Below are 21,757 nucleotides of genomic sequence, written 5' to 3'. Positions count from 1 at the left end.
CCCGCGTGTGAGTTGTCAAGAATGCGACCGACTTCCGAAGTCCGGCTTCGACTTCGGAAGTCGAACAAAGCCAACCGCTTCGCCGGGTCCGCACGGCCTTCCGGCTTCGCTCGACTTCCGAAGTCGAAGCCGGACTTCGGAAGTCGGGGTTCACCCGTAATGCACCCAGTCCATGTACTCGGCCAGCTGCAACAGCCACGGCGACCGCCACGGGTTCCACGCCGGGTAGAACACGGACACGACCGAGAACGCCAACAGCGCCGCCGCGACCCCGCGGCCGGCCTTCGAGAACGCCACCCGCTCGGCCCCGGCGAGTAACCCGAACAGCCACAGCGGCGTTAACCAGACCAGCCACCGGGCCGCGGCCGTGTTGCCGCCGTAGTTGTAGCTCCTCGTCTGCGCCAGGTAGAACGCGAACACCACCGCCGACACCGCGAGCGTGAACAGGGCCAGGAGCCGCACGTTCCAGACCGGCTGTTCGGTCGGAACCCGCTTGACGTTGTGGAAGATCGACGACCCCGAACTCGGCTCCAGCGTCACCACCTCCGTAGGTTTACGTTTGAACACCGCCCGCAGTTCGCCCAGGCTCACCGTCCTCGCCAGCCCCCACAGCCCGAGCAGCCACACCGGGGTCAGGCTGAACCACCCGTGGTGGCCGAGCAGCAGGTTGAACGCATACACCGGCGTCCCCTGCGTGTTGAAGTCGATGCCGCGGGCGTTCGGGTCCAGAATCTTGTTCCAGTGGCTGCCGGGGTAGAGGTACCACGGCCCGCCGAACGACCCGTAGGCCGGCAGGAACGACCCCATCGCCGCGTACATGCTGCCGAGCAGCGCCAGGAGCGGCAGCAGCACGCCGGGTACGAAGAATACCAGCGTTCGTTTCGGTTGCGAGATCAGTAGCGGGACCGCCAGCCCGGCCGCGAACGCGAGCGCCGGCAGCTCGAACGTCACGGCCAGCCCGCCGAAGAACCCGCTGAAGAACAACTCCAGGGGTGATTCGTTGGCCCCCGGCGGTCGTTTTCGCAAAAGCGGGTAGAGCGCGAACAGCACGCAGAACACGGCCGGCGTGTGGTTGTTCAACGTCACGGAGAATGTTGTCACGAACGTGCCGAACGCGGCGGCGGCGAATGTGAACATCTTCGCGAAGTCGCTCGTACCGTGGTCCTCGATCAGCCGGGCCAGCAGGATCAGGTACGCCGCGAACGGCAGGACGTTCACGGTGAGAAGGATCGTCACCACGATCGGCCACTTGTCGCGGTTGAACTGCCAGCCGAACGCCTTCTGAAGCACCCAGTACTCGGCCGCCAACATCGTCGCGAACAGCGGCGGCTTCGTGGAGTAGAACCGCCCGGTGGCCGGGTCCATCACCTTATCGACGGCCTCCCAGCCGCTCTCGAAGATGATCCCCTCGTCCTGGAACGGCGGCTCCTTCGCGTCGTGATTCTTCCGCCGGCCGATGACGAACGTGCCGTCATCGACGAGCGCCCGGACGGTCGCCCACCGGGACCGGTCGTTGGAACTCATCATCGGCGTCGGCTCCGGCCGCTCGGCCGGCCACGCCTTCGTCGGGATCGCCAGCGGGTCGCGGTCGGAGCCGAACTTCCCCGGCGGCGGCTTGTGCTTGCTCGGCTCGACGACGAGTTCGAGGCCGATCACCTTCGCCCCGGCGACGGCGACGGCCACGCAGGTGAGGATGAGGTAGATCGACCGGCGCAGCGCCGCCGTCGGGTCGTGGGTGGAGGTCATTTCGTCCGGTGCGTGGGGTCGAGGGTCATCTCGGCGACGCGGTACGGGTCGTCCGGCGTCGAGCGCGCCAGGACGTACTCGGCGAGCAAGCCCGTGAACACGGATTGGGCGGCGAACACGAGGCAGAGGACCGGTACGAGTCCGAACAGTCCCTGGATTGTGTTACCCACCGGCACGAACGTCAGCAAGAGATGGGTCATTATCCCGACAAAGCCGAGCAGCACGGCGGCCGTGCCGAACGCGTGCATCGGCCGGTAGCCGAACGTCGTGCGGAACCAGACGGCGATCAGGTCGAGAAAGCCCTTGAGAAACCTGCGCGCGCCGAACTTCGAGTGGCCGAACTTCCGCGGCCGGTGGTTGATGACGAGTTCGCCGACGGTGAACCCGGCCTCGTTCGCCAGGACCGGGACGTACCGGTGCAGGTCGCCGTACAGCCGGACCTCACGGATCACGTCGGCGCGGTACGCCTTGAACCCGCAGTTGTGGTCGTGCAGCTTCACGCCGGTGAGCTTCGACACCATCCAGTTGAACACGCGGCTGGGGAAGACCTTGTGCCACGGGTCGTACCGGACCTTCTTCCACCCGCTGACCACGTCCGTGCCGGCCTTCACCATCTCCATGAACCGGGGGATTTCCTTCGGGTCGTCCTGCAGGTCGGCGTCGAGTGTCATCACCACGTCGCCGGCCGCACGGCGGAGGCCGACGTTGAGGGCGGCGGCCTTGCCGAAGTTCCGGCGGAACCGGACGCCGTGGACGCGGGTGTCCTGGGCCGCGAGGTGTTGGATCATGTCCCACGACCCGTCCCGGCTGCCGTCGTCGATGAACAGGATTTCGACGTTGAGGTTCGCGGCCCGGACGGCTCCGTCGATCTCGGCGTGGAGCGTCTGGAGGCTGTCCTTCTCGTTGTAAACGGGGATGACGAGCGAGAGCAAGTCCGCGACGGGGGCCGGTCGTGTCATGGTGTCTCCGCACAGTCGCTGTCGCAAGCCCACCGCAAGGGGACCATTGCGAGGATTTCAACCCTCTTGCTCCCTCCCCCCTTGGGGGGGAGGGTTGGGGAGGGGGGTCGAGGGCGTCACCGAATCCGAGACGTTTCTCCCGTCGGGGGAAGGTTCCGCCCCCCTCCCTAACCCTCCCCCCCAAGGGGGGAGGGAATGAAGACCGCCTCGCAAAGCCTCGGCATTCTGCGGCAACTCAGGTTGGATCGTTCGCGCCGTCCCGACCTTCCCCAACAGATACAGCCCGCCCGCGAACACGACCTCGAACCCCGTCCACACCAGCCGCAGCAAGAGCGCGATTACGACGGCCTGCCCGGCCGGGTTCGCGGTCAGGTCGGCCAGCCGCGGCTCCAGGCACTTCACCAGCACGAACTCCCGCGGCCCCAGCCCGCCGGGGGCGACGACGATGACGAACCCCACCACGTAGGACGCCGTCACGCTCGCCAGGTCGCCGGGGTAGTTCCACGGGAAGCCCGGCAGAATCGCCAACACCGTTAATCGTAAGCTCACGCCGAGCAGACACCAGCCGACGGCCGCCTGGAGCAGCCCGACGGCCAGCAACCAGAGCGGCGTGTTCGACACGGCTTGCGCATCCGGCCCCTTGCGGAGGCGGGTGACGCGGTTGACCAATCGCACCAACAGGAACAACCCGACCGGCAGGGCCGCGATCCCGGCGATGATCGGGCCTTGCCCGGAGGCGTACTCGCCGCCGATGCCGGTGTGCGGGATGAGCACGGCGGCGAGCATCGCGCCGGCGGCCATGTTGATGAGCGTCTCGTAAGCGGCCGTCAGCCCGACGACGCGGACGGTCGCCCCCGGCACGTTCCGCAACTGCCCGACGCGGAGGGCCAGCACCCACACCTTGCCCGGCACGTACTTCCCGAACTGGCTGACGAAGTACGCCCGCACGCCGGCCGCCCACGTCACCTGGACCTTCTGGTAGCGGAGCAACTCCCACCAGTACGTGCCCCAGATCGTGTGGGCGCACAGGTAGAGCAGCCCGGCGGGGATGAGGAGCCACCACCGGTCGCCGACGGTGACGGACGCGAGGGACTGGTCGTCGAGCAGCTTCCAGAAGTGTCGGCCGACGGCGACGAGGATGGCGACGGCGAGGACGACCTGCGCGGCCAGCCACAGCCGCTTGCGGGATGGCGACATAGACGGAGATTGTAGGGACGACAAAGTAGTAGGCACACTCCGTGTACCGTCGGTTGCCGGTCGCAAAGACTTGGTGCCGCTCGCCGCGGCATAGTAGTAGGCACACTCCGTGTGCCGTCTGCTGTCGGCCGCAGCGACTCGGGCGAACGCCCCGGGAGCATGAACGAGACGGCACACGGAGTGTGCCTACTACTATGGCCGTTCCCCTACGGCACACTAGCCTAACAGTCTGGCCCGCGCGCGAGCGGGCCACCGAGGATGAATAGGATGTCCGCCGAAAATACTCCCGACGCCCCGAAGCCCGAAACCCCGGCCGCGCCGCCCGCCCCGCAGCCGCCGAAGCCGGCCCCGCCGAAGGCCGGCGGCAAGCCGATCCCGGACAAGTGGCAGCGCGGCGGCCCGCCGAAGGCGAAGCCGAACCCGGACGCCGCCGTGCCGCGGACGTTCGGCGAGTTCAAGCCGAACAAGCGGGCGCTCGACGCGGACATGGAGGCCGAGATGGCCGCCGCGTTCGCCGGCACGGACCTGAAGGCGATGGACGCCGACAAGCCGCAAGGGGCGAAGGGCGAGGGCGGCCGGAAGAAGGGCCGCGTCCTCAGCATCCACGGCAAGGACGTGTTCGTCGAAATCCCCGGCGGCCGCAGCGAGGGGATGATTTCCCTCGACGAGTTCGAGGGCAAGCGGCCCAACGTCGGCGACGAGATCGAGTTCCTGGTGGACCACTACGACTCCGCCAACGGCCTGCTCGTGCTGACGAAGGAGGGGGCCGCCAAGCAGGTCACCGACTGGTCGAGCGTGAAGCTGAACATGGTCGTCGAGGCGAAGATCACCGGGATGAACAAGAACCAGACCGGGTACACGGTCGAGGTCAACGGCATCCGCGGGTTCATGCCGCTCAGCCAGGCGGACATGTACCGGATCGAGCAGCCGGAGTCGCTGGTCAACTCGAAGCAGAAGGTGCAGGTCATCGAACTCGACCCGCAAGAACGGAACCTGATCGTCAGCCGCCGCACGATCCAGGAGGCGGAACGCGAGCGGAAGGCCGTCGAGTTCTGGGCGACGATCAAGGAGGGGGACGTTCACAAGGGGATCGTGAAGTCGATCAAGCCGTTCGGCGCGTTCGTGGACCTCGGCGGGGCCGACGGCCTCATCCCCATCGGCGAGTTGAGTTGGTCCCGCGTCGGCACGGTCGAGGAGGTGCTGAAGGTCGGGCAGTTGGTGGAGGTGAAGGTCGCCCGGCTCGACCCGGAGGCCCGCAAGATCGGCCTGAGTCTGCGGGCGATGCAGACCAGCCCGTGGGAGACGTTCGCGGCCGAGCACCGGCCCGGCCTGCGGGTTCCGGGGAAGGTCACCCGCGTCATGGAGTTCGGCGCGTTCGTCGAGATCGCCCCCGGCATCGAGGGACTGATCCACGTCTCGGAGCTGTCCACCGGCCGGGTGAACCGCGTGCGCGATGTCATCAAGGAAGGGCAGGACGTGACGGTGCAGATTCTGAGCATCGACACGGAGGCCCGGCGGATCGCGCTGTCGCTGAAGGCGATGGTCGCCGAGGCGGAAGCGGCCGAGGACGCGGCGGCGACGGCGGAAGCGGAGGCCGACAAGGCGGCCGCGGCCGAGCGGCTGGCGAACCGCAAGCCGACCGGCAACCTCCGCGGCGGCATCGGCGGCGGGGCCGTGCGGTTCGAGATTGGGTGAACGATTTATATAGCCGCCGGCTTGCCGGCGGGGTTTTGGATACCGCCAAACCCCGCCGGCAAGCCGGCGGCTATATATTTGAACATCAGGCGTGTTGCCGCCGCGGTCGCGTGCGGCCTTCCATCTGCCGCTCCAATCCCGCCACCAGCGTCTTGCGGTTGCGGTTCGCCCGCTCGTACTCCAAGACCGCCGACACGTCGGTCGGCGACATCTCGCGGACGCGGTCGAGAATGTCCTTGACCGTCAGGTTGCCGTAGTCGGTCAGGGGCAGCGCGGCCTCGGTCGTCGGCTGGGTCACGCCGCCGGCGTCTTCCTTCGTGTCGCCTAGCGCCTCCCGCTCCTGGCTGAGGATCGTCGCGTCCACGGCCGCGTCGTCCGAATACTTGTCGTTGTCCGCGACCTCTTCCTGCAACTCGCGGAACTCCTTCAGCGACTCCTTGTTCACGCCGGACAGTTCCTGCTCCTCGTCGAGGCCGCGGTCGAATTCCTCCGTGTCGCCCACGTCGGTGTCGGAATCGACGGCGAACAGGTCGCCGGCCGGCTCGCCGGGGTTGCCGTGCCCGGAGTCGCCGTCCCGCATCGTCGGGTCGGTCCGGGCACTCCGTTGGCGGTGCGGCGGCTCGCTATGTGCGTACAGCATGGGTGCGCCTCCTTCGAGTGTTGGAACCCTTTCCTCCTGCAAGCACCGTGCCGGGAAAACGCCCGAACCCGGTCCCCGGCCGATTCGTATGCCCATAGAACAACTTCCCTCCCAGAGAGAAGCACGCCGCATGACCGCACCGCCTGTGCGCCCGACCGAGGACCTGGCCTCGCTGCTCGCCAAGCTGCGGGACAACGTCGCGACCGTGTTCCTCGGCAAGCCGGACGTGACCCGGCTCGCGCTCGTCGCCCTCCTCGCCGAGGGGCACTTGCTACTGGAAGACGTGCCCGGCGTCGGCAAGACGCTCCTCGCGAAGGCCCTCGCCCTCAGCCTCGGCTGCTCGTTCCACCGCATCCAGGCCACGCCGGACCTGCTCCCCGGCGACCTCATCGGCACGAACATTTTCAACCAGAAGGACGGCACGTTCACGTTCCACCCCGGCCCGCTCATGTCGCAGATCGTCCTCGCGGACGAGATCAACCGGGCCACGCCGCGAACGCAGTCCGCCCTCCTCGAAGCGATGAGCGAGCGGCAGGTGACGGTGGACCGCGAGACGTTCAAGCTCGGCCCGCCGTTCCTCGTCCTCGCGACGCAGAACCCCTACGAGTACGAGGGGACGTACCCGCTGCCGGAGAGCCAGCTCGACCGGTTCCTGCTGCGGTTGAAGATCGGCTACCCCGAACGTACCGCGGAGCGGGACATCCTGGTACAGCACCGCGCCGGCGAGCCGGTCGAGAACCTGTCGGCGGTCCTTTCCCCTTCGGACGTGGTCGCCCTCCAGCGGGCGACGCGGAACGTGACCGTGTCCGAGCCGGTGACGGAGTACCTCCTGGACATCGTCACGGCGACGCGGGAACACCCGGACGTGAAGCTCGGGTCCAGCACCCGCGGGGCGCTGGCGTTCTACCGCGCGTGCCAGGCGCTGGCGAAGGTGAGCGGCCGCGACCACGTCCGCCCGGACGACGCGAAGGAGCTGGCCGTGCCGGTCCTCGCCCACCGGATCATGACGAAGGCGTGGGACCAGGGCGGCCGGGACGACGCGACGCCGATCATCCGCGACATCCTGGCGAAGACGAAGGTTCGTGTGTAACCCGGATCGCGGAACTCGGATCGCGGAACGCAAGCATGGACACGCCCGACAGCCCGGTCTTGAGGTCCGCGATCCGCGATCCGCGTTCCGCTTCCGCCCCACCCGCGAGGGCGTCCTCTGGGCCGCCGCGGCGCTCGCGATGGTGTTCGCCGGGTCGTACAAGCTCATCAACCTACTCATCCTGCTCGGCTACTTCATGCTCGTCATGATCGCCATCAACGCGTGGCTTGCGCGGCGGTCGGCGTACCGGGTGCGGTTGCAACGGGGGCGAAGCGAACCCGTCTTCGCCGGGGCGGAGGCCGGGCGGCTCGTCACCGTCACGAACACGGCCCACCGGAATGCGTCCGTGACCGTGCTGGAAACGTCGGACGCGCACCGGGTCGAGGTGTTCGTTCCCGTGCTGGCCCCCGGCGAGGGCCGCAACGTGCTGGCGACGATCCGTCCCGAGAAACGCGGCCGGTACCCGACGACGCCGATGTTCGTCACGGCGGGTTACCCGTTCGGCCTCGTCAACTACACCGTGCCGGCGGAACCGGCGGACGTGCTCGTCGTGCTGCCGACGCTCGGCACGGTGGACGGGTCGATGCTCCGCCGGTGGCTCATCCGCGTCGGGGCGGGGGACAACTTCAACCGCCGGCCGGTCCGCCGGCAGTCGAACCAGGCGGCCGACGTGCGGGGCGTCCGCGGCTACCGGCCGGGCGACTCGCCGCGGGACATCCACTGGCGGACGACGGCCAAGCACGGCGAACTCATGGTCCGCGAGTACGACAGCACCGAGCCGCTCGACCTGCTCATGGTCGTGGAGCCGTGGGTTCCGAAGTACCCGTCGGAACAGGAACTCGAAACCGTCGAGGCGACGTTCCGGCTGGCGGCGTCCGTGTTCTGGTCGTGGTGCCACGGGGACGAGATGCCGGAGGCGACACTGATCGTCGCCGGGTCCGCGGCGGCGCGGACCGGCCGCGCGACCGAGGGGTTCGGGCGGGCGGCGCTGGCGTTACTCGCGGAAGCCGAGCCGACGGCGGACACCGCGGCACTGCCGGCCGACGCCTTCCGCCGGCGGAGCAACCGGTGCGCCCGCATCCTCGTCAGCTCGCGGCCGAACAGCCCGCTGGCCGGCGAGCTGCGACGGCAGACGGGCGTGCCGTTCGTGACCGTGGACCCCGGCACGCCGATGGCCTGGTACCGGCCGCCCGCCGCTCAGCGGGCGTAGACGCCGACGAGCTGCCCCTCTTCCAGCACGTGCCCGTGCATCGCGTCCAGCAGTTCCTTCCGCGTCGCGCCGGACGGCAGCCCCAACTCGGCGTCGAGCGCGAACACCTTGAAGCAGTACCGGTGCGGCGTGCCCCGCGGCGGGGCCGGGCCGCCGTACCCGACGTACCCGAAGTCGTTGACCCCGTGCCGGCTGCCGTCGTTCAGGTCCGGGTCCGCGGGCAGCGCCTCCGGCAACTCGCGGGTGACGGGCGGTAGGTCGTACAGCAGCCAGTGGACCCAGTTTCCCCGCGGGGCGTCCGGGTCGTCGCAGAGGACGGCGATGCTCTTCGTGCCGCGGGGCGGGGCGCTCCAGTTCAGCGGCGGCGACACGTCCATCCCGTCGCCGGTGAAGTGTCTCGGGATGGTCTGCCCCTCGGCGAACGCCGGGCTGTTGACCGAAATCGACATGGCAAGCCCTCCAACGGGAGAAATGGGCGGGCGACGTGGGCACCACGCCGCGAGTCGCGTGGTGAAGAGATGATAGCCGACGGCCGGCGGAAACACAAACAATCGGGCGAGGGAAATGAAAGTGGGGCACTCGCTCCGCGAGTGCCCGGAGCGTTTGCCGGGCAGTGAAGTCCAGGGCACGCGCGGAGCGAGTGCCCCACTGTCTCAATACCGCAGGACGAACCGCGGGGCCGGCTTCCTCTTGCGGGCCGTCAGCCACAGCCGGACGAGCAGGGCCAGCACCGCCAGCAGGTGGGCCAGGAACGCGAGCCGGAACCACGTCGTCCCCTGCACCGCGAACTTCCCTACCTCCTGCCCGGCCTTCACCTGCACGGCTACCTTCTTCGCCTGCGTGTCGGCCGCCTTCGCCTCCTCCACGTGCTTCTCGGCCGCGTACCGGTAGACGGCCCGCTCCAGCCCGAACCCCCGCCACGCCTGGAGCATGAATAGCACGAGCAGGACCACGCTAAGGGCCGTCAGGATTTGGAACCGCTGCGGCCAGATGGACGACAGCCACGCGAACGCGCCGGGCGACCGAACCGGGTCGATCTCGTGGACGAACCGCTCCCCCCAGGCGAGCATCACGGTCGCGATCAGTAGGACGATGTACGGCAGCATCGGCCAGTCCCAGCCGGTCAGGGCCGGCAGCCTCGTCTCCACGTCGCCCAACTCGGCCGGCACGAGGTTCGGCTCGACGTTCCCGCCGAGCGCGTCCCACGCGGACTGCGCGAACAGCCGGTGGCCGCCGGGGTAGGAGCCGACCCAGAAGAAGAACGTGAGGACGAACGCGAGCGTCAGGCACACCGGCGCGACCCAGTCCACGACGCGGGACGAGAGGCCGAACCCGACCTCCTTGCCGTCCCCATGCGACGCCGACACCGGCGGGAGCGTCGGCGTCCCGCCCGGCGGGGCGAGGCCGGGCGGCGGCGGCGGCCGGTCCACGACCATCGGCGGCGCGGGGGCGACGCTCGGGGCGTAGTTCTTCGGCACCGCGATCGGGCTGCCGCACACCGGGCACGGGAAGTCGGTTCCCGCGGCCGTGTCCGGCACTTCGACGGTCTTCAGGCACTCGGGACAGAGCTGTTTCACGTGCGAGCCTCGGTTGGGGGTCGCGGGAATGGTACGAACTTTACCGACGGTATGAAGGGGCGTTCGCGTCAGCCGCCGACTTCTTGGAACGCCTTGCCCAGATAGTCGAGCAGGTCGCCGGCGACGAGCGCGGTTTGCCCGATGTCGGCGGCCGCGAGGTCGCCGGCCCGGCCGTGGGCCCACGCCCCGAGGCATGCGGCGTCGAACGCGGGCAGCTTCCGGGCCACGAGCGCGGCGATGATCCCGGTGAGTACATCCCCGCAGCCGCCGGTCGCCATGCCGGGGTTGCCGGTGGCGTTCGTGTACACGCGGTCGCCGTCCGTGACGATCGTGCGATGGCCCTTCAGGAGCAGGACGACGCCGTGCGTCTTGGCGAAGGTGACGGCGAGTTGTTCGCGGTTCGCCTGTACCTCGGCCGTGGTCTTGCCGACGAGCCGCGCGAACTCGCCGGGGTGCGGCGTCATCACGAGCGGGGCCGTGCGGCCCCGCAGTTCGGGAAGGCCGGGTTGCAGGTTGTTCAACCCGTCGGCGTCAAGGACGGTCGGCTCCGCGACCGCGAGCAGCGAGCGAACGAGGCCGGCCGTGTCGGGACTTTGCCCCAGCCCCGGCCCGACGGCGATCGCGTCGGAGTTCGGGGTCGCGTCGGCGACCTCTTTCGGGTCGCCGTAGCCCCGCGTCATGTAGCACGGGTTCCCGGCCGCGACGACGGCCAGAATCTCTTCCGGGCACAAGACCGTGACCAACCCCGCGCCGCCGCGGAGAGCCGCGCTGCCCGCGAGGACGGCGGCCCCGCTCATGCCGAGGCTGCCGGCGACGACGAGGACGCGGCCGTAGGTCCCCTTGTGCGAGTCGGGGTCGCGCGGCGGCAGCCGAGGCACGGCGGTGACGGGGGTAGCCATTCTGTCAATATAAGGGTGGGTTGCGGGTAGAAGGATCGGTTGAGCGGAGCCGGTCCTAGGACCGCGGGCGTCCCGCCCGCCCACCTTCCCCGCACGGGGATCCGTCTCAACCGGCTGGGAGCGTGGCGGGCGGGACGCCCGCGGTCCCAGGGGATCGGCTGCGGCTATTTCTTCTTCTTCGGCATCGGCGGGGCGACCTTCGCGTCCGCGCCGACGGTCAGCCACAGGTCGGCGGTCGCCGTCTCGAAGTCCGCGAGCGCCGCCCGCACCGGGCGGACCAACTTCGTGCCGTCCTTGAACGTGCCGACGACGTTCAGCCGGAAGGCCGTCGAGAGGTTGGCGGCAGTGGTCGTCAGCCGGACCTTCGCCGGGATTTTCGCCTTCGCGTCCTGCGGGACGAGTTCGAGCTTCACCTCCGGCGGCAGGCCCTCGGCCTTCAACTCGTAGTCGCCCGCCAGCACCGCGAGCAGGCCGCCCTTGACGTTGACCGTGACCAGCAGTTCCAGCGGCGTGCCGGGCGTCAGCGCGAACCGGTCGCTCGCCACCGTCGCCTCGATGTCCGGCTCGGCGTGAACGGCCCGCAGCCGGTAGACGAACCGCGGCCCGCCGGCGTGGTACAGGTCGCGGACCTCGACGCGGACCGTCTCGTCCTTCGTCGGGGCGAGCGTCAGCTCGCAGTCCGCGTTCGGCTTCGCCGGCTCCGCGCGGGCCAGCTGCTTCCCGGCCTCGTCCACGACCCGCAGCACCGGCGTCAGCGGCAGTTCCAGCGCCCGGCTCTCGACCTGGAGTGTGACCGGCTTCCCCTTCGTCACCTTCATCGGGAACGTGTTCGCGGCCTGCGGCTCCTTCACCCGTCCGGTCAGCGTGAACGGCGGTGACAGCGGGCTGTCAGCGGTTGTGTTCGTGAAGTCGAAGCACGGGTGGTCTTCTTCCCGGACCGCGACCCGACTCGGCACGACGGGCTTGGTCGAGAGGTTCCAGCCGACCGTTTCCACCTTCAACTTCTCGCCCTTCTTTTTCGCCAGCACGGCGGGGAAGTCGGCAAACCCGGCGGTCGTGAGTGTGAGCCGGTAGACGCACGCCTCGGACCCGAAGAACCGGATGCTGCTGTCCGGCTGGGACGGGAACGCGAAGATGCGCACGAGGAACGTCCCGGCCTTCGGCGCGGTGAACGCGACCTGCGGGTCGAGGCCGTGGTGGTCGTGGTCCTGGTCGAGGACGAACCCGTCGGCCGACGCGACTTGCAGCACCGCGTCCATCGGCGACCGCAGCCGGTGGTTCGCCTCCAGCGACGCGACGAGCGTTTGCCCCTTCGCCAGCGTGACGGCGAACACATCGACATCGCCGCCCTTCGCGAGCTTGCCGTTGACGACGCACGACCCCGCCACCGCCTGCGGCTTCGCCGCCTCGTCGTTCGGCTCCTTCTCCATCGCCTCCGGCAGCACGCCGCCGACGAACGGCCGCAGCGGACTCGCGCCGCTCTCGTCGGCCATCCGCAACCACACGACGCCGGGCGTCGCGCCGGCCGCAATCGTGACGTTGAGTTTCCCCTTGTCCTTCCCGGCCGCGACGGTGACGGCCTTGTCGCTGGCCCACGCCGTCACCGGCCACTTGTCGAAGCTGCCGGCCGCGGTCACTTCGACCGTCGTGCCGACCTGCCCGCCGGCGGGGAAGAGAGAAGTCATGGAAGGGGGAGCCGAAAACGATTCACCGCAGAGGGCACATGAGAGCACGAGAGAAAAAACCAAGAACTGAAGTCTCTTCTTCATGTCTTTTCTCATGTGCTCTCACGTGCCCTCTGCGGTGAAATCGGTTTTCTGCTTTACCCCATCAGTTCCTTGATCGGCGTGGCGTCGCTGACGATGTGCGTCGGGCGGCCCTGCGGGGTGTACAGCATCGTGTTCGGGTCGATGCCGAGCTTCGTGTAGATCGTGCTCGCGAAGTTCTCCGGCGACAGTACCCGCTCGACGGCCGCGAACCCGTTGCGGTCGGTCGCGCCGACGACCTGCCCGCCGGGGATTTTCCCGCCCGCGAACAGCACGCTCATCGCGTTCGCCCAGTGGTCGCGGCCGGCCTTCGACTGCCCGGCGAGCGTGGAAATCTTCGGCGTGCGGCCGAACTCGCCGAGTGCGATCACGAGCGTGCTGTCGAGCAGCCCGCGCTGGTCGAGGTCGGCGATGAGCGTCGCGACGGAGTTGTCCCAGTTCGGCAGCCGCTTGCGGCAGGCGTCGAACAGGTCCGAGTGGTGGTCCCAGCCGCCGTCGTTGATGGTGACGAACGGCACGCCGGCCTCGACCAGCCGGCGGGCGAGCAGCAACCGCTGTCCGAACCCGTTGCGGCCGTAGGCGTCGCGGACCTTCTGCGGCTCCCGGTTGATGTCGAACGCCGCCTGCGCCTCCTTCGACCGCATCAGGTCCGCCGCCTGCTTGTAGTGGTCGTCGAGCGCGACGGCCGGGTCGCCGGCGGTCTTGTCGAGCAGCCGCTGGAAGCGATCGACCTCGGCCCGCACGTCGGTCCGGTCGGCGAACCGGCCCTCGGTCATGCCGCTCGGCAGGGCCACGTCGCGGACGCGGAAGCTCGCGCTGTTCGGGTCGCCGTCCGAGACGAACGGGGCGTGCCGCGCGCCGAGGAAGTTCGGCCCGCCGGACCGCGACATGCTCGGCATGGTGAAGTACGACGGCAGCCCGACCGGGGCCGGCTTCTGGTGCGACACGACCGACCCGAGGCTGGGGTGGAAGCTGACGAACGCCCCGCACCCGACCGGGATCCGCGGCGGCGCGCCGGTCATCATGTAGTGGTTGCCGGCCCCGTGGTTCCCCTGGTCGTGGCGGATCGACCGGACGACGGCGAGCTTGTCGGACATCCCGGCCAGCCGCTTCATGTGTTCGGAGAAGAAGACGCCCGGCGTCTTGGCGGCGGTGGTCTTGAAGTCGCCGCGGTACTCGGCCGGCGCGTCCGGCTTCGGGTCGAACGTCTCGAAGTGCGTCGGCCCGCCGTCCATCCAGATAAGGATGACGGACTTGGCGGCCGCCTTCGGCGAGGTCGGCGACGCCCGTAGGGCGTTGGCGAGGCCGCCGCCGAGGAGCGTGGTCAGCCCGAGTTGCAGGCAGTCCCGGCGGGTGACGCCGGCGCAGTTGGTTTGACGATTCATCATCCTATGACCTCAACGCTGGTGGCGCGAATGTCGAAAAGGCAAAAGCTTATAGGCCCCTACTTATCGGAATAGATGTAGTGGTATTTGTACCGGCGATACTTGGGGTCATGTTGAACCAAAGCTTCCGTTACGGCGGGCACAACGACAAGGCAGTCGCGTTTTTCGGTGCCAGTTTGGTTAAACGGATCCTGGCCGGTGCGTTGGTAGTAGTTGTGAGCTTCGATCAGAAGCAACAGTTTCGTATCGGCGTCGATTTTCCACACGACGTTGTTGTGTTTGAAGAACGCCCAAGCATTTTGGTCCCCAGACCGCTCCTCGCCAGTAAGTCCGTTGAGTCGAACGCACTCCGGATGTGCGCGAGCCTCTTTCTTGACGGCTAACCCGAGTTGGTCGAAGCTGTCGAACGTCATAGCCAATTCCCATTAGGTAAGATGGAACTCTCAGCTTGTAATCTCTATCACGTCTCCCGGTTGAACGCTGACCAGGGCAGCAAGTGTCGTAGGCATCAGGGGCGTCAAGTCGCCCAGGCGGTTACTGCTCGCGATCAACACGATAACGGCTACTCCGTGAACTGCCAAATTCTGCTGATGCCGCAGGTTCTGATCAACGGTCAGTAGCACCTCGAAGCCGGCGGCGGCCATTGCCGACAGGAGCGTGCCGTTCTTCTTGCCGGCCCACCCCATGCCGGTCACGGTATGAACCTCGTGGCCGGGCAACTCTCGCCGCAGTTTTCGCGGCACGCACTCGTCAAGGAGTACACGCATCGGCCACCAAGAGTTCACCTGCGGCCTTCAAGGCGGCCACCGCTTGGGTGCGTTGTACACTCGGGAAGTCATCCAAGAACTCGTCGAGTGTTTCACCCCCCTCGATATAGTCCAGCAGATTCTTGAGTGGCACTCGTGTGCCGACGAACACTGGCGTCCCGCCCATGATCTCCGGGTCGGAATGCACGATTCTCTTTGTTCCGTTCATGTCAAGCCCTCCACCCTTATCATATCTCAATCCCCGAACACGAACTCCGGCGTGTTCAGCAGGCCCCACATCAGGTCCTCGACCGCCTCCCGCCGCTTCGCGCCAACCTTCTCGAACCGTGACACGCACGCCGCCTTCTCCGCGTCCGTCGGCGGGCGGCAGTACGCTAGCAGGTACAGTTCCTCCACGACCTCGGCGCTCGAGAGCTTGCCGGCGGCGAGCTTCGCGGCGCGGCCGTCGTCGGCGGTGATCTTCCGGCTCAGGTTCGGCGCGTTCATCAGGTGCAGGGCCTGCACCACGGTCGTGTCCGTCGTCCGCTCGCACGGCGGGTCCTGGTTCGGGTCCGGGCGGCCGAAGCTGTCCAGGAACTTCGACTCCCCGCGGACCGTCCACGCCTCCATCGCCCGCGACCCGGCCGGCATCGCGTCGAACTTCTCGGCCACGCCGGTCACGTCCGTCACGGCGTCCAGCAGCACCTCGGCCCGCAGCCGCTGCCGGTAGTGCCGGGAGTAGTTCCGCGTGTCGCCGACGTTCCGGTCGGTCGGCAACGACGACAGCCCGTAAACGTGGCTCGTCGCGATGCGGCGGATCAGCTTCTTCAGGTCGTGGCCGCTCGCCCGGAAGTCGGCGGCCAGCGCGTCGAGCAGGGCCGGGTTCGTCGGCGGGTTCGTGTCCCGCAAATCATCCACGGGATCGACGAGGCCGCGGGCCATCAGGTCCGCCCAGACGCGGTTGACGATCACCTTCGCGAAGAACGGGTTCCCCTTCGACGTCACCCACTTCGCCAGTTCCGCCCGCGGATCGACCTCCGGCGGGATCTCCATCGGCTGGCCGAGCAGCGGCGTCGGCGTCATCTCCTCGCCGGTGAGCGGGTGCTTGACCGGCCCCCCGCGACGGCGACGGCCGCCGGTCGGCGGGGCCTCCGCCGCGTAGACGATCTCCTCGCTGCCGGAGATGGGGGCGGAGATGCCCGTCCCCTTCCGCCCGATCCGGCCGAAGAACGCGGCGAAGCTGTAGAAGTCGGTCTGGCCCCACTTCTCGGACGGGTGCTGGTGGCACTTCGCGCAGTCGAGCCGCACGCCGAGGAAGAGCTGGCTGACCATCGGCGCGAGTTCCTCCGGCTCGCGGCGGTTGCGGTAGAAGACCGTCGCCCCGTCCTTGAACGTGCTGCCGGACGCGGTGATGATTTCCCGCACGAACTGGTCGTAGGGCTTGTTCTTGCGGAACGACTCGCGGATCCACGAGTCGAAGTTGAACGTCGCCTTGATGCCGACGTGGTACGGGTTCGGCCGCAGCAGGTCGGCCCACTTGTTCGCCCAGAAGTCGCCGTACTCCGGCCGGTCGAGGAGGCGGTCGATCAGCTTCTCACGGTCTGGGTTCTTCAAAAACTCGCGCGTCTCGTCCGGCGTCGGCAGTCGGCCGATGATGTCCAAGAAGGCCCGGCGGTGGAACGTGGCATCGCTGGCCGATTCGGAGGGCGTCAGCCCGAGTTGCTTGAGCTTCGCCCAGACGTGGCCGTCGATGAAATTCTTGCGCGGCAGCTTCTCGTAGAGCTTCGGGTCCACCGCGCCGGGCAGCGGGATGAGGACGCTCGCGACGGAAAACTTGTCCATGAACCGGGCGGTGACCGCGGCCTCCCCGGCGATGGGGCCGGCGGTGATGACGCCGTTCGCGTCCACGGCCGCGTACCCGGCGTCGTTCGACTGGAACGCGGCCAACTTCGTCACGTCCTCGGTGCTGCCGTCGGTGAAGTGGGCCGTCACCGTCAGTCGAACGGCCTCGTTAAACTTGAGCAGCTTCTCGGTCGGCGCGACGGTGATCTTCGCGAGCGTCGGCGCGTCCTTCGGCGTCCGCGGCGTGCCGGCGACGATCCACGCCTTGAGCAACTGGTACTCGGCCGAATCCTTCGGCAGTTTCTTGCCGCCGCCGTGGGGAACTTCGCCGGCGGCTTTCCGCAGGAACAGGCTGAAGTCCACGTCGGCGGCGAACAGCCGGCGGCCGCGGCCCTCGGTGACGATGGCGGCGTAGTCGAAGTCCGGGTCGAACCCGAGCAGCGACAGGGCGAACCCGTTCTGCCCGCGGGCCTTGCCGTGGCACGCCCCCTGGTTGCACCCGTACCGGGTGAGGATCGGCTCGACGTGCCGCTCGAACGTCGGCGGGGCCGCGGACGCGACGGCGGACAACAGCAGGAGGAGTGGGAGTGCGAATTTCATGTCGGCGGGTCGGCGGGACGGTTCGCGGGGGAACCGGGTCGGCAGGTAGTTGAAGTGTAGCGTGGGGCGCGGGGAAATGCAGCATCAAAACCAAAGTAGTAGGCACACTCCGTGTGCCGTCCCCTCCTCGTCGCGGTGAGTTCGTCTGAGTCGCCGCGGCCGATCATAGTAGTAGGCACACTCCGTGTGCCGTTTCCTCGGCGCGTCGGCGAGTTCGCCCGAGTCGCTGCGACCGACAGCAGACGGCACACGGAGTGTGCCTACTACTATGATCGGCCGCGGGGAGTTCGTCCGAGCCGCCGCGGCGCTCAGCCGACGGCACACTCCGTGTGCCTACTACTTTGTCGCACCCATCATTCCCAGAATCCCGTCCAGTACGGCCCGGTCGCTGTCCGGCCGCGTCGGGGACCGCGGGTGCGTGTCGTCGCACGCCAGCCAGCCGCGGAGCTTCAGGAACATCGCCGCCGAGTGCTTGTACGCCGGGACCGGGCCGCGGAACGCGAAGAACCCGAGGTACTGCAACTGGTCGTTCAGCTCGTAGAACCGCGGGTCGCCGGCCAGCCAGTAGGCGTCCCGCTTCGCGAACAGGTCCGGGGCGAACGTGCTCAGGCCGAGCAGGTAGTCGCTGCCGTACATCACCATGTCGATGGCCAGGTCGTTGCCGGTGTAGACCTTGAAGTCTTCCCGCGTCTGGTCCCGCAGGACGATCCGCTGCCACTCGAGTTCGCGGTTCAAGGACGAGTGCTTCGCCCCCAGGCACGCCGTCACGCCGAGGAGGCCGCGGTACACGTCGAGCGAATAAATCTTGCCGAACGGGGCGAACATCGTCCCCAACTCGAACCCGATGAACGGCGACACCGTTCCCAGCTTCGCGTAGCTGGCGACGATCGCGTCGTCCGGCTGTCCGGTCAGGCCGTAGCTCTGGAAGATGACCGGCGTGCCGCCGTGCGCCGCGACCGGCTCCATCGCGCGGGCGTAGGCGTCGAATGCGAACTTCGCCCCCGGCGCGTCTTTCACGAACGCCCCGGCGACGAACGGCCGGCCACCGAGTTCCGCCTTTGTCCGTTCGAGGACGGCCAACTTCGTGGCGTCGTCGAGGAGGTTGCCGAACCCGGTGTCCATGTTCACGGCCGGGGCCAGTCCCGCGTCGGCCGTGCGACGGACGTGGGCGGCGAACGCCGGCCAGTCGATCGACCCGTCCGCGTGGAACGGCAACAAGATCGCCGAGATGCCGGTGATCCGGCGGCGGGGGCGGAGCAGGGTTAATGGGTCGATGGTCATCTTTGAACTGGATTCGGTGTAAGGGTTCGGGTATCCTGTCGATAGAATATGTAGCAATTCCTCCGGAGCAGTCCGTTGCGTTTCGCGCTCGCCGTCATCGCTGCCCTCGCCAACGCGGCCGGCCCGTGGCTGTGCTGCTGCGGCGTCGCGGCCGTGCTCGGGTCCGCGAAGCCGGCGACGGCGGCCGTCCCGACCGCGACCACTTGTACGGTGACGTGCCCGCACTGCCAGGAAGAGGCCGAGGACGCGGCGAAGACTTCGTCGCCGACTGCCCCGCCGAAGCCGTGCCCGTGGCAGGAGCGGCTGGCGTTCGCCCCGCTGACCGTCCCGCCGGCTTCCGACACCGGCGACGCCATCGACGCGATCAACACCGACTTCCAGATTCTCGGCGAAACCGTCCCGCTCGTCTCCACCCCGGTCGTCGTCGGGCCGCGGGTGAATGAGATGCCGTTCCTGACGGCGGAAACCCGACTCCGCGTTCACCACGTTTTGCGCTGTTAATCGGCCCGGCGGGTCGCCTAAACTGTAATCGCCGCGCCGGAAAACTCCCGGCGCATGACTCGAACTTCATTCCCATTCCGAAAGGATGATTCCATGTTCGCGAAAGCTCTCGCCGCCCTGGTCGCGGTCGTCGCCGTCGGCATCGGCGGGTACACGTTCTACGCCGGGTCCGCGAAGTCCGGCAGTTGCTGCCCGCTGGCGGCACTCGGCCTCACGTCGCAGGACACGGACGGCTGCTCGGCCAAGTCGAGCTGCTGCGCGATGTCGGCCGCGAACTGCCCCGGCGACGCCGTCGCTTCGGCGAGCGTGCCCGACTGCTGCTTCGCCGGGTCGGACTGCTGCGCCGGGGACGACTGCTGCCTGAAGGTGGGCGTGTTCCAATCGGACGCCGCCGCCGCCGCCACGCCGGACTGCTGCTTCCCCGGTTCGGACTGCTGCACCGGCCCGGACTGCTGCCTGCTGAAGAAGTAACCGCGAAGTGATTCCGGGCGGGGCGGCCTCCCGGCCGCCCCGCTTTCGTTTGCGATCTGGGACCGCGGGCGTCCCGCCCGCCCACCTTCCAGACGCCGGGATCAATCTTTCGCGGCTGGGGCCGTGGCGGGCGGGACGCCCGCGGTCCCGGGGGCGAGGCTACCCCTTACCCGCCGGCCCGCTTCACCTTGTACCCGATCTTCTCCAACTCCGTCACGACCCGGTCGCGGTGGTCGCCCTGAATCTCGATCCGACCGTCCTTCGCGGTGCCGCCGGTCCCGCACTTCGTTTTCAACGTCGTCGCCAACTGTTGAAGCTCATCCTCTGACAGCCCCAGGTCCCAGACGACGGTAACGCCCTTCCCCTTGCGGCCGGCCGTCTCGCGGCCGACCTTCGCCGTGCCGAGCTTCTTCGCCGCCGGCGGCGGGGGCGGGGCCGGCGGCGGCACGGCGACGAACCCGCCGCCGAGGAGCGTGGCGACGAACGTGTTCACGGTTTCGTCCAGCGGGCCGGACGTGGGCCACTGCTCGACGCGGTCCGCCGGGACCTGCGACGGCACCTCCGCGACGGAGACGATCCGCGTGGCCGCGTCCAGTTCCGTCGGCGGAACGTCGAACCCGCGCGCGACGGCGGCCCACGGCAGCCCCATCTTGCCCGCGACGCCGGCGAACAGCGATACGGCGGCGGCGGCGCGTTCGCCCGGCGGGGCGTCGAGGACGATCAGCGTCTTCTTCGGCTTCGACGGCACGGGCAACCCTCACTTCTTCGCCGGCAACTCGTCAATCGTCACGCTCTTGTACAGCACCTTCGTCTTCCCGCCGCCGTGGACCTGGAGGGCGACGACCCCGTCCCGCTCGATCTTCTCGTCCGCTTCCGTGTAGTCCACAGTCTGCGTGCCGTTGAGCCACAGTTGAACCTTCGGCCCCTCGCACCGGATCGTGTACTCGTTCCAGTCGTCGAGCTTCACCACCTTCTCGACCGCGCCCTTCTCCGGCTGGGCGAGTACCTTCTTCCGCCGCGACTCGTCGTACAGCGCGCCCCAGTACTGCTGGCCCATGTCGGCCTGGTAGCCGCTGACCTCGTGGTGGTTCGGGATCCGCTTCGTGCGGAACTGGATGCCGGCGTTCGCCTTCGCCTTGTCGCCGAGGAGCTTAAACGTGACCTTCAGCTCGAAGTCGCCGTAGGTCTTCGTCGTGCAGAGGAACTCGTTCCGCGGCACGGCCGCCTCCAGCGACCCGCCGACGATCGCGCCGTCCTCGATCCGCCACGTCTTCGCGGTGTCGCCCTCCCAGCCGTCGAACGTCTTGCCGTCGAACAGCGGCTTGTGGTCGGCGAATACCGGCACGGCCAGGAGTAGCAGAAGGAGGAGGGAGCGCATGGTCGGAACCTCGGGGGGAACGGGTGCGGTTGTTGTAGCGGTTGCCCTTGACGGCGGGCGGCGTTCGCCGGGACAGTTCAGACATGCTGCGCCGAGAATACTTGCTCCCGCTCGTCGGCTTCTGGCTCGGGTTCGCCGTGGCGGTGAGGCCGTTCGTCGGCGGCGACCTCTCTCACATGCCCGGCGACCTTGTAGACGCGCGGCTGAACGTCGTGATGCTCGAACACGGCTTCCGCTACCTCACCGGGCAAGAGGTGAGCTTCTGGCACGCGCCGTTCTGCTACCCGGCACGGTGGTTCACGGCTTCGTCCGACAATCATTTGGGGAACCTTCCGATCTACACGGCCTTCCGGCTCGCCGGGGCCGGGCCGGAACGGTCCTTCCAGCTCTGGTGGCTGACGACGTTCGCGCTGACCTACGCGGCGACGCTCTGGGCGATGCGGCGGCTCGACGCGACGTGGCTCGGGGCGACGGTCGCGGCCGTGGCGTTCACGTTCGGCCCGGCGCAGATGGCGTGCGCGAACCACGCGCAACTCGCGCCGCGGTACTTCGTGCCGGTCGTGGTCGTGCTGTTCTGGCAGCTCCTCCACGCGCCGACGGCAAGGCGGCTACTCGGCGTCGTCCTCGGGTGGGTGGGGCAGGTTTACTGCACGGTGTATGTTGCCTATTTTCTCGCGCTGTTGCTGGTGGCGATGTTGGTGGTCGCCGCGGCGGGCCGCGTCTTGGCTTTGTTCCCTCCCCCCTTGGGGGGGAGGGTTAGGGAGGGGGGTGAGC

21 protein-coding genes and 1 pseudogene are annotated in these 21,757 nt (G+C 68.4%); 6 read left to right on the top strand and 16 right to left on the bottom strand.

Annotated features, from left to right (window positions below; all coding sequences use genetic code 11):
- Nucleotides 1-150: 150 nt before the first annotated feature.
- From AC5JJ2_RS07630 to AC5JJ2_RS07620, 3 genes are read right to left on the bottom strand one after another with little or no spacing between them, the layout of a single operon-like run.
- Nucleotides 151-1,746: a hypothetical protein gene (locus tag AC5JJ2_RS07630; RefSeq protein ID WP_495857377.1), complete on the bottom strand. Its 1,596-nt coding sequence runs from the start codon at nt 1,744-1,746 to the stop codon at nt 151-153.
- The gene (locus AC5JJ2_RS07625) at nt 1,743-2,705 is read right to left on the bottom strand and encodes a glycosyltransferase family 2 protein (RefSeq protein WP_495857376.1); all 963 of its coding nucleotides are present in this window, start codon (nt 2,703-2,705) and stop codon (nt 1,743-1,745) included. The genes AC5JJ2_RS07630 and AC5JJ2_RS07625 overlap by 4 nt, the downstream gene beginning before the upstream one ends.
- Before the next feature lie 57 nt (nt 2,706-2,762).
- Complete coding sequence (locus AC5JJ2_RS07620) at nt 2,763-3,902, bottom strand: lysylphosphatidylglycerol synthase transmembrane domain-containing protein (protein WP_495857375.1); 1,140 nt, start codon at nt 3,900-3,902, stop codon at nt 2,763-2,765.
- Between the two features lie 267 nt (nt 3,903-4,169).
- Here AC5JJ2_RS07620 and AC5JJ2_RS07615 point away from each other — a divergent pair, with 267 nt between their 5' ends.
- Nucleotides 4,170-5,597 carry a 30S ribosomal protein S1 gene (locus tag AC5JJ2_RS07615; RefSeq protein WP_495857374.1) on the top strand — a complete coding sequence of 476 codons (1,428 nt, stop codon included), beginning with the start codon at nt 4,170-4,172 and terminating at the stop codon, nt 5,595-5,597.
- Between the two features lie 85 nt (nt 5,598-5,682).
- Here the strand turns inward: AC5JJ2_RS07615 and AC5JJ2_RS07610 are convergent, their stop codons facing one another.
- On the bottom strand, nt 5,683-6,237 hold the full coding sequence (locus tag AC5JJ2_RS07610; RefSeq protein WP_495857373.1) for a hypothetical protein: 555 nt from the start codon (nt 6,235-6,237) through the stop codon (nt 5,683-5,685).
- Nucleotides 6,238-6,367: 130 nt separating this feature from the next.
- Between AC5JJ2_RS07610 and AC5JJ2_RS07605 the strand changes: the two genes are divergently transcribed.
- Together AC5JJ2_RS07605 and AC5JJ2_RS07600 are read left to right on the top strand one after the other, a co-directional pair.
- Nucleotides 6,368-7,327 carry an AAA family ATPase gene (locus tag AC5JJ2_RS07605; protein ID WP_495857372.1) on the top strand — a complete coding sequence of 320 codons (960 nt, stop codon included), beginning with the start codon at nt 6,368-6,370 and terminating at the stop codon, nt 7,325-7,327.
- Entirely contained in the window at nt 7,320-8,537 is a 1,218-nt protein-coding gene (locus AC5JJ2_RS07600) for a DUF58 domain-containing protein (protein WP_495857371.1), read from the top strand. Before AC5JJ2_RS07605 ends, AC5JJ2_RS07600 begins: the two co-directional genes overlap by 8 nt.
- Here the strand turns inward: AC5JJ2_RS07600 and AC5JJ2_RS07595 are convergent.
- The 10 genes from AC5JJ2_RS07595 to AC5JJ2_RS07550 form a co-directional block, all read right to left on the bottom strand.
- On the bottom strand, nt 8,525-8,986 hold the full coding sequence (locus tag AC5JJ2_RS07595) for a YbhB/YbcL family Raf kinase inhibitor-like protein (RefSeq protein WP_495857370.1): 462 nt from the start codon (nt 8,984-8,986) through the stop codon (nt 8,525-8,527). The genes AC5JJ2_RS07600 and AC5JJ2_RS07595 overlap by 13 nt on opposite strands.
- 204 nt (nt 8,987-9,190) lie before the next feature.
- On the bottom strand, nt 9,191-10,114 hold the full coding sequence (locus AC5JJ2_RS07590; RefSeq protein WP_495857369.1) for a hypothetical protein: 924 nt from the start codon (nt 10,112-10,114) through the stop codon (nt 9,191-9,193).
- 68 nt (nt 10,115-10,182) lie between these two features.
- The gene (locus AC5JJ2_RS07585; protein WP_495857368.1) at nt 10,183-11,013 is read right to left on the bottom strand and encodes an NAD(P)H-hydrate dehydratase; all 831 of its coding nucleotides are present in this window, start codon (nt 11,011-11,013) and stop codon (nt 10,183-10,185) included.
- 164 nt (nt 11,014-11,177) lie between these two features.
- Nucleotides 11,178-12,698, bottom strand: a complete 1,521-nt coding sequence (locus AC5JJ2_RS07580) for a PPC domain-containing protein (protein ID WP_495857367.1) — start codon at nt 12,696-12,698, stop codon at nt 11,178-11,180.
- Nucleotides 12,699-12,835: 137 nt separating this feature from the next.
- Complete coding sequence (locus AC5JJ2_RS07575) at nt 12,836-14,167, bottom strand: DUF1501 domain-containing protein (protein ID WP_495857366.1); 1,332 nt, start codon at nt 14,165-14,167, stop codon at nt 12,836-12,838.
- 56 nt (nt 14,168-14,223) lie between these two features.
- On the bottom strand, nt 14,224-14,577 hold the full coding sequence (locus AC5JJ2_RS07570) for a hypothetical protein (RefSeq protein WP_495857365.1): 354 nt from the start codon (nt 14,575-14,577) through the stop codon (nt 14,224-14,226).
- Nucleotides 14,578-14,607: 30 nt separating this feature from the next.
- Entirely contained in the window at nt 14,608-14,931 is a 324-nt protein-coding gene (locus AC5JJ2_RS07565; protein ID WP_495857364.1) for a PIN-like domain-containing protein, read from the bottom strand.
- Nucleotides 14,915-15,139, bottom strand: a complete 225-nt coding sequence (locus tag AC5JJ2_RS07560) for a DUF433 domain-containing protein (RefSeq protein WP_495857363.1) — start codon at nt 15,137-15,139, stop codon at nt 14,915-14,917. The genes AC5JJ2_RS07565 and AC5JJ2_RS07560 overlap by 17 nt, the downstream gene beginning before the upstream one ends.
- Nucleotides 15,140-15,165: 26 nt before the next feature.
- On the bottom strand, nt 15,166-17,352 hold the full coding sequence (locus tag AC5JJ2_RS07555; protein ID WP_495857362.1) for a DUF1549 domain-containing protein: 2,187 nt from the start codon (nt 17,350-17,352) through the stop codon (nt 15,166-15,168).
- Between the two features lie 336 nt (nt 17,353-17,688).
- Nucleotides 17,689-18,633 (bottom strand): dihydrodipicolinate synthase family protein, encoded by a 945-nt coding sequence (locus AC5JJ2_RS07550; RefSeq protein ID WP_495857361.1) that lies wholly within the window; start codon nt 18,631-18,633, stop codon nt 17,689-17,691.
- A gap of 75 nt (nt 18,634-18,708) precedes the next feature.
- Between AC5JJ2_RS07550 and AC5JJ2_RS07545 the strand changes: the two genes are divergently transcribed.
- Together AC5JJ2_RS07545 and AC5JJ2_RS07540 are read left to right on the top strand one after the other, a co-directional pair.
- Entirely contained in the window at nt 18,709-19,134 is a 426-nt protein-coding gene (locus AC5JJ2_RS07545) for a hypothetical protein (RefSeq protein ID WP_495857360.1), read from the top strand.
- Between the two features lie 93 nt (nt 19,135-19,227).
- Nucleotides 19,228-19,605: a hypothetical protein gene (locus AC5JJ2_RS07540; protein WP_495857359.1), complete on the top strand. Its 378-nt coding sequence runs from the start codon at nt 19,228-19,230 to the stop codon at nt 19,603-19,605.
- Nucleotides 19,606-19,771: 166 nt separating this feature from the next.
- On the opposite strand, the gene AC5JJ2_RS07535 is transcribed toward AC5JJ2_RS07540, so the two are convergent.
- Together AC5JJ2_RS07535 and AC5JJ2_RS07530 are read right to left on the bottom strand one after the other, a co-directional pair.
- Nucleotides 19,772-20,353 (bottom strand): translation initiation factor, encoded by a 582-nt coding sequence (locus AC5JJ2_RS07535; RefSeq protein ID WP_495857358.1) that lies wholly within the window; start codon nt 20,351-20,353, stop codon nt 19,772-19,774.
- Nucleotides 20,354-20,362: 9 nt separating this feature from the next.
- Nucleotides 20,363-20,983 (bottom strand): 3-keto-disaccharide hydrolase, encoded by a 621-nt coding sequence (locus AC5JJ2_RS07530; protein ID WP_495857357.1) that lies wholly within the window; start codon nt 20,981-20,983, stop codon nt 20,363-20,365.
- A gap of 83 nt (nt 20,984-21,066) precedes the next feature.
- Here AC5JJ2_RS07530 and AC5JJ2_RS07525 point away from each other — a divergent pair.
- Nucleotides 21,067-21,757 (top strand): annotated as a pseudogene (locus AC5JJ2_RS07525) (hypothetical protein); the annotation flags it as partial.

The organism is Limnoglobus sp. (genome assembly GCF_059499385.1).
Note: the sequence above shows the minus strand (reverse complement) of the source record. Positions and strands in the feature narration are given on the sequence as shown.